We start from the raw sequence: 12,989 nt of genomic DNA on the forward strand, positions 1-12,989 counted from the left end.
CGGCTGTGACTGGTCGGCGGTCAGACGACCGACAGCGCCGTGACGGCGACGTCACCGACGGTCGCTCGCCCCGGGAGGAAAGACAGCTCCATCAAGAACGCCATGCCCGCAACCGTCCCACCGCAGGCCGCGACGAGGTCGGCCGTGGCGCGAGCGGTGCCACCAGTGGCGAGCACGTCGTCGATCACCAGCACCCGCTCCCCCGCCGCGACGGCGTCGCAGTGGATCTCGAGCACGGCGTCGCCGTACTCGAGCGCGTAGGCGACGGCGTGGGTCTCGCCGGGCAGCTTGCCGGCCTTGCGCACGGGGACGAACCCCACACCGAGCTCGAGGGCGACGGGCGCACCCAGGATGAACCCGCGTGCCTCCATGCCGACGACCTTGTCGACGGCCGGACGACCGTCATCGTCGCGGCCGGCGTCGGCCAACCCCGCAACGACCGCGCGCAGTCCGTCGGGGTCGGCCAGCAGCGGGGTGATGTCCTTGAAGACGATCCCCGCCGTCGGGAAGTCCGCGACGTCGCGGACCAGGCGCGCCAGTGCGTCGGCCCCGGCGGCCTGCGCCGCCGTCAGCTCCCCCACCGGACGGCCTCTACTTCTTGCCGCGCTTCGACCGCGCCTGCCGCGTCGGCTGCTGACGGCCGGCACTGCTGCTCGGGGCGATCGGACGCGTCGGGGCTGGAGCGTTGCGGCCCTTGCCCATGGCGTCGTCGGACGACTGGGCGACGTTGCCGCCCTCGGCCGATGAGGCACGCTCGGTCTGGTCCGACTTGCTCGGCCGGTCGTCGCGCGGCTCGTCGGCGACCGGCATGTTGTCCTTGAAGACCGGCACCGCGGCGTAGCGGTCGGCCAGCGCACGCTGCTTCGCCTTCGCGCGACGGGCCTGCTCCACGACCTCGGTCTCGCGCGACTTCAGCTGCACGAGGACCCGCGGTGCGAGCATGACGGAGGAGTAGACACCCGCACCCATGCCGACGAACTGTGCGAGGGCGAGGTCCTGCAGCGAGCTGGCACCGAGCTGGACGGCACTGACGTAGAGGATCGCGCCGATCGGGATCAGCGCCACGATGCTGGTGTTGATCGACCGCACCAGCGTCTGGTTGACCGCGAGGTTGGCGGCGTCGGAGTAGGACTGGCTGCTCTTGCGGAGCTTGGTGGTGTTCTCCTTGATCTTGTCGAACACGACCACCGTGTCGTAGAGGGAGAACCCGAGGATCGCGAGCAGACCGGTGACCGCGGCAGGCGTCACCTGGAAGCCGGACAGGGCGTAGACACCGATGGTCAGCGCGACGTCGTGGAACAGCGCCACGAGAGCCGCGACCGACATCTTCCACTCGCGGAAGTAGGCCCAGATGAAGAGCACGACCAGCACCAGGAACACGGCGATACCGATGAGCGCCCGCTGGGCGACCTCACGGCCCCAGCTCGGACCGACCTGCTGGACCGAGATGTCGCTGTCGACGTCGACATCGGGGAACAGGTCGGTGATCGCGGCGGTGACGTCGTCCTCACCCGCCTGCGAGAGCTCCTCGGTGGTGAGCACCAGGGCGTCACTGCCCGCGGTGCTCACCGACGGGTTCTCCGCACCCTTGATGTCGGCGTCGGCGATCGACTCGCGCAGCTCGTCGGCATCGTCTTGGTTGACGCCCTGGGAGACGGTGACCTTGATCTCCGTGCCGCCCTTGAACTCCACGCCGAAGTTGAGCGGCTTGACGATCACGAACGTGATCGCGAGACCGACCAGGACCGCCGTGACGCCGTACCAGAGCAGGCGTTTGCCGACGAAGTCGATCGACTTGTGACCGTTGTAGAGCTCGTTGCCGAGCCGCGACATCTTGCCCATCAGGCGTTTCCTCCAGCCGTGCGGACCTTCGGCGTGTCCATGCCCAGCGTCTCAGGGCTGAGGCCGGACAGCTTGTGGCCCGAGTTGAACGCCTTGAACTGCGCCAGCCACGACACCAGCGGCTTCGTGAACCAGAACAGGACGGCGAGGTCGACCAGCGTCGAGAGACCGAGGGCGAAACCGAAGCCCTTCACCGCGCCGGTCGCGAAGATGTAGAGCACCACCGCGGACAGGATCGAGACGGTGTTGGCCGCGACCCGGGTGACCCGCGCGCGAGCCCAACCGGTCTCGACGGCGACGCGCATCGACTTGCCTTCGCGCATCTCGTCGCGGATGCGTTCGAAGTAGATGACGAACGAGTCGGCTGTGATACCGACCGCGATGATCAGACCGGCGATGCCGGGCAGCGTCAGCGTGAAGCCCGCGGCCTCGCTGAGGAGCAGTACGGCGGCGTAGGTGATGCCCGCCGCGACGAACAGTGAGCTCACGACGACCAGGCCCAGCCCGCGGTAGTAGAGCAGGCAGTAGAGCATGACGAGCGCGAGGCCGATGCCGCCCGCGAGGAGGCCCGCGGAGAGCTGGTCACCGGCGAGTGACGGACCGATGTCCTCGGTCGTCACGTCCTTCTCGAACGCGATCGGGAGGGCACCGAACTTGAGGCTGGTCGCCAGGTTCTGCGCCGACTCCTCGGTGAAGTCACCACTGATCTGGGAGTTGCCGTCCGAGATGACGGCCTGCATGACGGGGGCCGACAGCACTTGGCCGTCGAGCACGATCGCGAACTGCCCGCCGTTGGAGACCAGCGCGCGCGAAATCGTCTCGAAGTCGTCCTCGCCGCCGGCCGAGCCCTTGGGGTAGGCCTTGTCCTTGTCGTTGCCGATGTCGAGGGTCACCACCCACTTCAGCTCGCCCGTCGGGATCGTCGCGCCAGCGTCGGTGAGCTCGGTGCCCTCGATGACCGAGCGCGACAGGAGGTACTTGATGACCGAGTCGCCACGGACCTCGCAGGCGACGAGCGGCTGGTCGGGCTCGTCGGGCTGCGGAGCAAGGACTTTCGCGCCGTCCTTGTCGACCGTGTAGAGAGCCGCGTAGGGGACCGTCTTGTCTTCCTTGTCGCCGTTGCACTGCAGCGAGTTGAAGAGAGCGATCGACTCCTGGTCGGGCGCCTGGACCCACGCGAGTGCGTCCTCGGCGGTGTTGCCGCTGTTGGCGGTCTCCTCGTCGGTCCCGTCACCGCCGTCAGTAGCGGTGTCGGTCGGCGAGGCCGTGTCGCTGGGGCTGGCCGTGTCGGAGGGCGACGCCGTGTCGCTGGGGCTCGCCGTGTCGCTGGGGCTCGGGTTGTCGGACGGCTCGCTGGACTTGTCGCCCTCGCCGCCCTTCTTGCCCGGCTTGTCCGTCGGGTCCTCGAGGGACAGCGGCACGCGGCCGAGGCCGCCGCCCGTGGTGGCGCAAGGGCCCGAAGAACCTTCCTCGCACGCGACCAGGCGGAAGCGCAGCTGGGCCTGCTTGCGGACCAGGTCCTCGGTCTCGCGGCGGTTCTCGGTGGAGCCGGGGATCTCGACCACGATGTATTTGCCGGACTGCGTGGTGACCTCGGCCTCGACGATGCCCGAGCCGTTGACGCGCTGGTCGATGATCCGGCGCGCCTCCTCGAGGTTGGCATCGCTCGGGCTGCCGTCTGCGGTGAGCGTGATCCGCAGACCGCCCTGGAGGTCGAGGCCGAGCGACGGCTTCCAGGTGCCGTTGAGGGCGACGAGGCCGTACATCACGGCCACGCCCAGGACGAAGATGATCAGGGACCGGCCGGGCCGGTAGCGACGGGCCGCCACGTCAGCGCTCCTCGTTGTCGTCGTCGGTGGTCGCAGGGTCGTCCTGGACCGCAGGTTCGTCGGACTCGTCCTCGGGCTCGTCCTCGAGTTCGTCGTCAGGCCGGATGACCGAGCCGACCGCGCCTCGGGCGACCTTGATGGCCACGCCCGGCGCGATCTCGACATGCATCGTCAGGTCGTCGACCTCGCTGACCGTGCCGAAGATGCCCGAGGTGAGGACCACGGTCTCACCGGGGGCGATGGACGACTGCACCTGGGCGATCTCCTTCTGGCGCCGCTGCGCCGGACGGATGATCAGCAGCCAGAAGATCACCGCGATCGCGAGGATCCACAGCACTGAATAAATCACCAAAGAGCCTTCCGGGCGTCCAACGGGGAGGTGGCCCGCAGAAGTTCCGGGCATGCGCACGGAAACCCTGGGTCGGGCCGTCGGGAAGTGTAGCCGCGGGTGTTGCGCAGCCCACATCGCCGTCGGCGATTGTGGCCTGCGGGTCGACTACTCCTCGAAGAGCGTCGGATCGACCGGCTCGACCGCGAGCGGCGGAGGCGTCAGACCGAGGTGCTCCCAGGCTGCGGGCGTCGCGATCCGGCCGCGCGGGGTGCGGGCGAGGAAGCCGATGCGGACCAGGAACGGCTCGGCCACCTCCTCGACCGTCTCGCGCTCCTCTCCGACGGCAACCGCGAGCGTCGAGACACCCACGGGGCCACCGCCGAACCGGCGGCACAGCGCATCGATCACGGCGCGGTCGAGGCGGTCGAGGCCGAGCTGGTCGACCTCGTAGAGCTCGAGCGCCGACTCTGCGACCTGGTGGGTGACGACGCCGTCGGCGCGCACCTGCGCGAAGTCGCGCACCCGGCGGAGCAGGCGATTGGCGATGCGGGGCGTGCCCCGTGACCGGGACGCGATCTCTGCGGACCCCTCGACGGTCAGGTCGACGTCGAGCAGGCCGGCGGAGCGGTGCACGATGCGGTCGAGGTCGGCGGACTCGTAGAACTCGAGGTGAGCGGTGAAGCCGAAGCGGTCGCGCAGTGGCCCGGGCAACAACCCGGCGCGCGTGGTGGCGCCCACGAGCGTGAAGGGCGGGATCTCCAGCGGGATCGCCGTCGCGCCCGGCCCCTTGCCGATGACCACGTCGACCCGGAAGTCCTCCATCGCCATGTAGAGCATCTCCTCGGCGGGCCGCGACATCCGGTGGATCTCGTCGACGAACAGCACGTCGCCCTCGTTGAGCCCCGAGAGGATCGCAGCGAGGTCGCCGGCGTGGGTGATCGCGGGCCCGCTCGTGAGCCGCAGCGGCGCCTGCATCTCGTGGGCGATGATCATGGCCAAGGTGGTCTTGCCGAGGCCGGGCGGACCGGAGAGCAGCACGTGGTCGGGGGCGCGCCCGCGGCGGCGCGCGGCTTCGAGCACCAGGCCGAGCTGGTCACGCACCCGCGTCTGCCCGACGACCTCGTCGAGGCTCCGCGGCCGGAGCGCGGCCTCGACGGCCCGCTCGTCACCTTCGGCCTCGAGCGCGGTCAGCGAGCGCAGGTGCGACTCCTCCGCGATCTCGAGCTCGTCCTCGTGAAACGGCATGACCGATCAGGCCTTCGAGAGCGAGCGGAGCGCGGCACGCAGCAGCGAGCCGACATCAGGGAGGTCGCCGGCGTCGTCGGCGACGGCGTCGACGGCCTTGTCCGCGTCCTTGGCGTTGTAGCCGAGGCCGATCAGACCCTGGGCCACCTGGTCGCGCCAGGGCGCCGCAGCGGCAGCGAGCGGCGCGGCGATCCGTCCGCTGGGCGAGCCGATCCGGTCCTTGAGCTCGAGGATGATCCGCTGCGCGCCCTTCTGACCGATGCCCGGCACCTTGGTCAGGGTCTTCACGTCGTCGGCCGCGATGGCGGTGCGCACCCCGTCCGGAGACAGTACGGCGAGCATGGCCTGCGCGAGCTTCGGACCGACTCCCGATGCGGTCTGCACCAGCTCGAAGACGGTCTTCTCGTCCTCGTCGGCGAAACCGAACAGGGTCAGTGAGTCCTCACGGACGACCATGCTCGTGGGCAGGGTGGCCTCGTGACCGGTGCGGAGTCCGGCGAGCGTGCCAGGCGTGCACATGAGCTCGAGCCCGACTCCCCCGACCTCGAGCACCGCGCTCGACAACGTGATGGCCGCGACCTTGCCCCGGACGTGAGCGATCACCGACAGACACCTCCTGCGGCCGCCACGGCCGCGTCGATCCTGGCCTGGGCCCCGCCCCGCCAGATGTGCGTGATGGCTAGGGCGAGCGCGTCGGCGGCGTCGGCCGGCTTGGGCATCGCGTCGAGCCGCAGGATGCGCGTCACCATGGCGCCGACCTGCGCCTTGTCGGCGCGACCGTTGCCCGACACCGCGGCCTTGACCTCGGTGGGCGTGTGGAGGGCGATCGGGAGGCCCCGTCGCGCCGCGCACACCATCGCGATCCCGCTGGCCTGGGCCGTGCCCATCACGGTGCTCACGTCGGCGCGGGCGAACACCCGCTCGACCGCGACCGCGTCGGGGCGGTGCTCGTCGAGCCACGCCTCGATGCCCTGCTCGATGGACACCAGCCGCTCGGGCACCGGCAGGTGCGACGACGTACGGATCACGTTGACGTCGATCAGCTTCAACGGCCGACCGACATCACCCTCGACCACGCCCATCCCGCAGCGGGTCAGTCCGGGATCGATCCCGAGGACGCGCATCCGCCCACCTTCCTGTCGAACATGTGTTCGCAGGCTAACGCGGTCCCCCGCTGACGCGGCGGAGACACGCCCGGTGGCGCTAGGCGTCGATCGCGTCGAGGACGTCGTCGGGGACGTCGGCGTTGGAGAAGACGTTCTGCACGTCGTCGAGGTCGTCGACGGCGTCGATCAGGCGGAAGACCTTGCCCGCGGCGTCGGGGTCGGCGACGGGGATGTCCATCTGGGCGACGAACTGGACCTCGGCGGAGTCGTAGTCGATGCCGGCGTCCTGGAGCGCCGTACGGACCGCGACGACGTCGGTCGCCTCGGACTGCACCTCGAAGCCGTCACCGAGGTCGGCGACCTCCTCGGCCCCCGCGTCGAGGGTGGCCTCGAGCACGTCATCCTCGGAGATCGACTTGCCCTCCTGGGCCTTCGGTACGACCACGACTCCCTTGCGGGTGAAGAGGCGGGAGACCGAGCCCGGGTCGGCCATCGTGCCGCCGTTGCGGGTGACCGCAGTGCGGACCTCCATCGCGGCGCGGTTCTTGTTGTCGGTGAGGCACTCGACGAGGAGAGCGACGCCCTGAGGCCCGTAGACCTCGTACATGATCGTCTCGTAGTTGACGCCGCCACCCTCGAGACCACCGCCGCGCTTGACCGCGGAGTCGATGTTCTTGTTGGGGACCGACTGCTTCTTCGCCTTCTGGATGGCGTCGTAGAGGGTCGGGTTGCCAGAAGCGTCAGGACCACCCATCTTCGCGGCGATCTCGATGTTCTTGATCAGCTTCGCGAAGAGCTTGCCGCGCTTGGCGTCGATCGCGGCCTTCTTGTGCTTGGTGGTCGCCCATTTGGAGTGGCCCGACATGTGTCCCTCTTCCGTCCCGTCCTGCTACCAGCGCGCGAGTCTACCTAGCGGATCTGCTCGAGAAAGAGTCGGTGGATGCGCCCGTCGCCGTCGACCTCCGGGTGGAAGGACGTGGCGAGCAGGTGCCCCTGCCGTACGGCGACCGGGTGACCCTCCGCCTCGGCGAGGACCTCGACCTCGGGCCCGACCTCCTCCACCCACGGTGCCCGGATGAAGACCGCGTGGACGGGCTCGTCGAGGCCCACGACGTCCACCTCGGACTCGAAGGAGTCGACCTGGCGGCCGAACGCGTTGCGCCGAACCGTGACGTCGAGGCCGCCGATCGTCTCCTGGCCGACCGCGCCGTCGAGGATCCGGTCGGCGAGCAGGATCATCCCGGCGCACGTGCCGAAGGTCGGCATGCCCGAGGCGACCCGCTCGCGCAGCGGCTCGAGCAGCTCGAAGGTACGCGCGAGCTTGGCCATCGTCGTCGACTCGCCGCCCGGCAGCACGAGCGCGTCGCACCGGGCGAGCTCCTCGGGGCGACGCACGGAGAACGCGTCGGCGCCCAGCTCGGTCAGGGTCGCGAGGTGCTCGCGGACGTCTCCCTGCAGCGCGAACACTCCGACCGATTTCACCCCCCGAGATTAGTCACCGGCGGCGGTCGCTCAGTTGGCGGCCCCGCAGGTCAGGCTGATGCCGAGCAGCCCGATCGTCACCGGCTGGTTGGAGGTATCGGTCCACGTGCCCCCCGGGGCAGGCAGCGACGCAGTGACCCGCACGTTGTAGGTGGCGTTGAGGACCGTCGAGAGGAGCCCTGCGGAGAACTGCGTCTGCCGGGTGGCGCCGTTGTCCGTGACGACCATCGACTGGCCGGTCTCGACGATGATCGCGCTGTAGTTGAGCTGGTAGGGCGTCGAGACGTCGGCCCACACGATCGTCGCTGTCTTCTGCCCGAGGGCCGGCCCGGTGACGGTGCAGCTCTGGATGGTCGGCTTCGGTACGTCGTAGGCGGTGAAGGCGGAGCCGCTGACGGCGACGTCGTCGGTCCACGGCGTCGCGTCCGCCGGGCCCTGCGCGCCGACCGTGACGACAGCAGCCGTCGCGGCTGCGGCAGTACGTCGGCCGCGGCTCCCCCGCCGACTGCCCCGATGCGCAGTGCGCGGCAGGCCCTGGCGTGGCGCGTTGCCGCGCAGGGTCAGCAGGACGAGCAGCGCGCTGAGGCCTCCGATCACCACGAGCCCGACCGGAGTGTTGACCGCCATCAGCAAGTAGCCCACGTAGGGAACGTCAACGACCGCCTTGCCGACCTCGGTCGCCGGGTAGGAGACCGGGTCGGGGTCGGCGTTGGCATCACCCTTGAGGCGCAAGGTGACCACCCCGCCGTCGCCCGAGATCTCGACGACGCGGTGGGTCACCCGGGAACCGGTCGTCGTACGCACCGTGACGACGTCGCCGACGGCCACGTCGTCTGCTGACACCGAGCGGGAGACGACCATCGCGCCGGTGCTGATGGTCGGCTCCATGGAGCCGGACGTGATCACGACCGGACGCACGCCGACGGCGAGACCGCCGACCATCACCAGGAACACCGCGGTCCCCAGCACCGCGCCCACCGACAGCATCAGGTCCCGGAGGCCCGCGATCCGGTGCCGGGACGTCATGACACGTCCGAGGTGCCGGTCGCGGTGAAGACGGCGCTGACCGCGACGCCCTGCAGGGAGGAGGGCGCACTCGAGTCGAAGGTGACCTGGAAGCACAACGACTCCGTCGCCGCCGTCACCAGCGCCGAGGCGGGGCGCCGGGTCAGGATCGACGTGGTCGTGGTGCTGGTCAGGGCGGTCGGGCCGTAGATCGTCGTACCTCCGGTGCAGGTGCTGGTGTTGCCGGATCCCGACTTCGTCCCGTTGAGGACGATGGTCAGGCGCAGCGCCGCCGCCGTGTTGTACGCCGACGCGCCACCGCCACTGAGCCCACCCACCAGGGTGTACTTCAGCGGCGCGGTACCGGCGTTCTTGACCGTGAGGACCTGGGCGGACGTCGCACCGGGCACCATGTCTGTCATCGACAGGACGGTGGCTCCAGTGAAGGGATCCGCGTTGTCGACCTCGAGGTCGAGCGTCGCCGCGGTGAAGGTCGAACCGGAGATCGCGACGTCGTCGGTCCAGTAGGCGAGGCTCGTCGCAGTCGCGACGCCGGCGAGCAGGCCGAGGCACAGAGCCGCCCGGACCCGACCCGTACGACGGGGCGCGCTATGCCTGCTCATCGCGCCTCCTGCCCCGCGCGACCGCCACCAGGGCAACGCCGCCGAGGATGCTCGCGACGGCGGAGGCGAGCAGCCACCAGGAGACGTTGCTGCCGACCCCCGGCAGGGTGCCGTCCCCGACCTGCGCGGACGTGTCCTGGCGGAGAGTCACCTCGATCCGGAGTGGCACCTGGTCCACCATCGACTCGTTGGTCGACCGCCAGCGGAAGAGGGCGCGCAGGTCGACCCGGACCGCCTCTCCCTGCGCGAGGGCGCCGCGCACCAGAGGCGTGACGTCGCCTCCGTTGTCGACGCTCCTCCAGCGCCCTCCGGCGGCCCGGGCCGACAGCACGACGTCGTCGTCCGAGATCAAGTGGTCGCCGTCCTGGGTGCGCAGCGACACGAGCATCCGGGCACCGGTGGGCCCGTCGTTGCGCACGTAGAACGAACGGACCTCGAGGTCGCCGGGCACCCAGACGTGGTTGCGGGTGAACAGAGGCGAGCTCAGCGCGTGGCCCCAGGTCACTCCGTCGGCGCTCAGGCCGATCGCGTCGTCCGAGGCGCGTGCAGGAGCGGCCCCGGTCGCGAAGGCGACCGACGCCAGCAGTGCTCCGAGCACGAGCAGCCTCGGGTTCATGACGAGACGAGCTCCCCTTCCTCGATCGGGGCATCCGCAGGTGTCGCCCGCCGATCGCGCGCTGCGCCGATGAACATCCACCCCGCGTAGCCGAGCAGCCCGATCACCGCGGCCAGGAGCGGCCATCCACTGCGCCGCGTCACGAGGTCGTTGAAGTGGCCGGCGTACGGCACGGAGTACCAGAGCGCGCCGCGCACCTGGACCGGTCGGACCGGCGCTGGGTCGATCGCGTCGTTGGCGTCACCTTGAGTGCGGAAGACGCGCTCGCCCGCCCGGTTGATGCCGATCTCGGTCACCCGGTGCGTCACGACGGTCGGCTCACCCGACTCGAGCTGGTAGGTGACCACGGTGCCGATACCGATCTGCTCGGGCGCGACGGGGCGGACGACCACGAGCGTGCCGGGAGGCAGGCCGGGCCGCATCGACCCGGTCTGGACGTCGTAGGACGTCGCCCCGGCCAGCCGTGGCACCACCACGGTCGCCAGCAGCACGCTGCTGGCGCCGAGGATGACGCACCAAGCGAGCACGAGGCGCACGAAGGCGAGCGCCGCGCGCATCGACTCAGCTGTGGACCTGGGTCGCCGTCACGGTGATGTCGTCCAGCACCGCGCTGATGTCCGTGTCCGGATCGTTGTAGGTGTTGTCGGCCGTGCCCGGATCGGTGAAGGTCACCGTGACCGAGACTCCGAGCGCGCTGCCGTCGTCGGCCTCGGTGAACTCGGTGGCCGGGCTGCCGCCGACGGTGAGGCCGACCGCATCGATGTCGAGCCCAGCAGCCAGGCTGCCCGTCAGGCTCGGTGCACTGGCGGCGACGGTCGCTCGCAGGTGGTTGCCCTGCGCGTCGATGGTGAACGCGCAGTCCATGGTCAGGACGTCGCCAGGGACCAAGGGATCCCCGTCGTTCCAGGTGACCGGTGCCTGTTCGCCCGAGTCGAGCTCCCAGTCGCCGCACCCGGTGTTGGTGACGTCGGTGGTCAGGTCGAGGTGGCCGGCGTCGATGGTGCCGCCGGGCACGCTCTCGTCGTCGGTCCAGAACGCGAGCGTCCCGGCACCGCCGACCAACAGGGCTGCAGCCGCTGCGGCTGCAAGGGCGCCCTTCGTTGACTTCTTCATTTTGTCCCTCCCCTGAGCGCCCCTCCCAAGGCACTCCTTGAGACGATGGTCCCCCTTCGTCCTGCTTTCCTCATCGGAACGCGGAATCTGACTCTGAGGGGGAAGCCGATGCCGATCCGGCGCATGGGTTGCGTCGCGGTCCTGCTGATCACGGCCACCGGGGTTCTCGGTGCCTGCAGTGACGACGCGAAGAAGGACGAGCGCAGCGCCTTCGCCGACACGACGGGCTCCCCGTCGACCACCGCCAGTCCCTCGACGCCCGACGAGATCGACCGCAGCGACAACCCGGCGTCGGCGTACTCGGCGTGGATCGGTGCGCTCGCCGACCACGACGCGGCCACGGCCTGCACCCTCCAGGCGCCGGACTACACGATCCAGCTGCGCTACGACGCGATCCTCGTCGAGCGCGCCGAGCTCGGCGACCCGTGCGTCGACTTCGAGGCGCTGCTCTGGGAGGACCCCGACTTCGACAGCGCGATCAAAGACGTCGCCGTCACCCAGGTGACCGCCGAGGATGCGCTGCTCGAGGTGCACCTGGCGACGGGCTCACGCACGGTGCGGATGGTCTACCACCGGGCGCACTGGCGCGTCTTCTCGGTCACCGACCGCACGGACACCTCGCCGGATCCGACCGCCGGACCAGCCCGGTGGCTCTCCGCCTGGTGCGGCCTGTCGGCCGACCAGACCCGCGAGGAGATCGTGGCGTCGATGGGTGAGCCGTCGGGTGAATACACCGTGTCCGACGGCGGCGAACCGCAGCTGTGGTGGGCGCAGGACCAGTACGACTTCCGCGTCTACCTCGACGTCGACGGCTCCGTCTTGGAGCTCGTCGGCGACTACGACGCCCTCAGCGACGAGGACCGTGCGCAGCTCGCGTGTCCGGAGCTGCGCAACTAGCGACTGCTACCAGCCGCGCTCGGAGAGCCGGTGCGGCTGCGCGAGCTCCTCGACGTTGATGCCCACCATGGCCTCACCCAGGCCGCGCGAGACCTTCGCGACGACGTCGGGGTCGTCGTGGAAGGTGGTGGCCTTCACGATCGCCTCGGCACGCTGGGCCGGGTTGCCGGACTTGAAGATGCCCGAGCCCACGAAGACGCCCTCGGCACCGAGCTGCATCATCATCGCCGCGTCGGCCGGGGTCGCGATGCCACCGGCGGTGAAGAGGACGACGGGCAGCTTGCCGTTGCGCGCCACCTCGACCACGAGGTCGTAGGGCGCCTGCAGCTCCTTGGCGGCGACGTAGAGCTCGTCGTCGGCCAGCGAGCCGAGACGGCGGATCTCGCCACGGATCGTGCGCATGTGGGTGACGGCGTTGGACACGTCACCGGTGCCGGCCTCGCCCTTGGAGCGGATCATGGCCGCGCCCTCGGTGATGCGACGCAGGGCCTCTCCCAGGTTGGTCGCACCGCACACGAACGGCACGGTGTAGGCCCACTTGTCGATGTGGTTGGCGTAGTCGGCCGGGGTGAGGACCTCGGACTCGTCGATGTAGTCGACACCGAGGCTCTGCAGCACCTGCGCCTCGGCGAAGTGGCCGATGCGGGCCTTGGCCATGACAGGGATCGAGACGGCCTCGATGATGCCGTCGATCATGTCGGGGTCGCTCATCCGCGAGACGCCGCCCTGGGCCCGGATGTCGGCCGGGACGCGCTCCAGCGCCATGACGGCGACGGCGCCGGCGTCCTCGGCGATCTTGGCCTGCTCGGGGGTGACCACGTCCATGATCACGCCGCCCTTGAGCATCTCGGCCATGCCGCGCTTGACCCTGGTCGTGCCCAACTCGTGCTGCTCGCTCAT

At 70.0% G+C, this 12,989-nt stretch carries 16 protein-coding genes; 1 reads left to right on the forward strand and 15 read right to left on the reverse strand.

What is annotated here, in order from left to right:
• Positions 1 to 20 precede the first annotated feature (20 nt).
• The 14 genes from F0U44_RS21815 to F0U44_RS21880 form a co-directional block, all read right to left on the reverse strand.
• A complete protein-coding gene (locus F0U44_RS21815) occupies positions 21 to 572 on the reverse strand; it encodes an adenine phosphoribosyltransferase (protein WP_188113624.1) in 552 nt (183 codons plus the stop codon).
• A gap of 19 nt (positions 573 to 591) precedes the next feature.
• On the reverse strand, positions 592 to 1,842 hold the full coding sequence (gene secF / locus F0U44_RS21820) for a protein translocase subunit SecF (protein ID WP_149730504.1): 1,251 nt from the start codon (positions 1,840 to 1,842) through the stop codon (positions 592 to 594).
• Positions 1,842 to 3,671 carry a protein translocase subunit SecD gene (gene secD / locus F0U44_RS21825; RefSeq protein ID WP_149730505.1) on the reverse strand — a complete coding sequence of 610 codons (1,830 nt, stop codon included), beginning with the start codon at positions 3,669 to 3,671 and terminating at the stop codon, positions 1,842 to 1,844. Before secD ends, secF begins: the two co-directional genes overlap by 1 nt.
• Position 3,672: 1 nt before the next feature.
• Complete coding sequence (gene yajC, locus F0U44_RS21830) at positions 3,673 to 4,008, reverse strand: preprotein translocase subunit YajC (RefSeq protein ID WP_188113620.1); 336 nt, start codon at positions 4,006 to 4,008, stop codon at positions 3,673 to 3,675.
• A gap of 159 nt (positions 4,009 to 4,167) precedes the next feature.
• On the reverse strand, positions 4,168 to 5,247 hold the full coding sequence (gene ruvB, locus F0U44_RS21835) for a Holliday junction branch migration DNA helicase RuvB (protein WP_149730507.1): 1,080 nt from the start codon (positions 5,245 to 5,247) through the stop codon (positions 4,168 to 4,170).
• 6 nt (positions 5,248 to 5,253) lie between these two features.
• Positions 5,254 to 5,850 carry a Holliday junction branch migration protein RuvA gene (ruvA, locus tag F0U44_RS21840; protein WP_149730508.1) on the reverse strand — a complete coding sequence of 199 codons (597 nt, stop codon included), beginning with the start codon at positions 5,848 to 5,850 and terminating at the stop codon, positions 5,254 to 5,256.
• Positions 5,847 to 6,371, reverse strand: a complete 525-nt coding sequence (gene ruvC, locus F0U44_RS21845; RefSeq protein WP_149730509.1) for a crossover junction endodeoxyribonuclease RuvC — start codon at positions 6,369 to 6,371, stop codon at positions 5,847 to 5,849. The genes ruvA and ruvC overlap by 4 nt, the downstream gene beginning before the upstream one ends.
• A gap of 79 nt (positions 6,372 to 6,450) precedes the next feature.
• Positions 6,451 to 7,218 carry a YebC/PmpR family DNA-binding transcriptional regulator gene (locus F0U44_RS21850; RefSeq protein ID WP_149730510.1) on the reverse strand — a complete coding sequence of 256 codons (768 nt, stop codon included), beginning with the start codon at positions 7,216 to 7,218 and terminating at the stop codon, positions 6,451 to 6,453.
• A gap of 44 nt (positions 7,219 to 7,262) precedes the next feature.
• On the reverse strand, positions 7,263 to 7,835 hold the full coding sequence (gene pdxT / locus F0U44_RS21855; RefSeq protein WP_223163795.1) for a pyridoxal 5'-phosphate synthase glutaminase subunit PdxT: 573 nt from the start codon (positions 7,833 to 7,835) through the stop codon (positions 7,263 to 7,265).
• A gap of 30 nt (positions 7,836 to 7,865) precedes the next feature.
• On the reverse strand, positions 7,866 to 8,861 hold the full coding sequence (locus F0U44_RS21860; protein ID WP_149730511.1) for a signal peptidase I: 996 nt from the start codon (positions 8,859 to 8,861) through the stop codon (positions 7,866 to 7,868).
• Positions 8,858 to 9,463 (reverse strand): TasA family protein, encoded by a 606-nt coding sequence (locus F0U44_RS21865; RefSeq protein WP_149730512.1) that lies wholly within the window; start codon positions 9,461 to 9,463, stop codon positions 8,858 to 8,860. Before F0U44_RS21865 ends, F0U44_RS21860 begins: the two co-directional genes overlap by 4 nt.
• Entirely contained in the window at positions 9,450 to 10,079 is a 630-nt protein-coding gene (locus F0U44_RS23320) for a hypothetical protein (protein ID WP_223163796.1), read from the reverse strand. The genes F0U44_RS21865 and F0U44_RS23320 overlap by 14 nt, the downstream gene beginning before the upstream one ends.
• Positions 10,076 to 10,636, reverse strand: a complete 561-nt coding sequence (locus F0U44_RS21875; protein ID WP_149730513.1) for a signal peptidase I — start codon at positions 10,634 to 10,636, stop codon at positions 10,076 to 10,078. The genes F0U44_RS23320 and F0U44_RS21875 overlap by 4 nt, the downstream gene beginning before the upstream one ends.
• Positions 10,637 to 10,640: 4 nt before the next feature.
• Complete coding sequence (locus F0U44_RS21880; protein WP_149730514.1) at positions 10,641 to 11,192, reverse strand: alternate-type signal peptide domain-containing protein; 552 nt, start codon at positions 11,190 to 11,192, stop codon at positions 10,641 to 10,643.
• 108 nt (positions 11,193 to 11,300) lie between these two features.
• Between F0U44_RS21880 and F0U44_RS21885 the strand changes: the two genes are divergently transcribed.
• On the forward strand, positions 11,301 to 12,089 hold the full coding sequence (locus tag F0U44_RS21885) for a hypothetical protein (protein WP_149730515.1): 789 nt from the start codon (positions 11,301 to 11,303) through the stop codon (positions 12,087 to 12,089).
• Between the two features lie 6 nt (positions 12,090 to 12,095).
• Here the strand turns inward: F0U44_RS21885 and pdxS are convergent, their stop codons facing one another.
• Positions 12,096 to 12,989, reverse strand: a complete 894-nt coding sequence (gene pdxS, locus F0U44_RS21890) for a pyridoxal 5'-phosphate synthase lyase subunit PdxS (RefSeq protein ID WP_149730516.1) — start codon at positions 12,987 to 12,989, stop codon at positions 12,096 to 12,098.

The organism is Nocardioides humilatus (genome assembly GCF_008373755.1).
Classification (GTDB): domain Bacteria; phylum Actinomycetota; class Actinomycetes; order Propionibacteriales; family Nocardioidaceae; genus Nocardioides; species Nocardioides humilatus.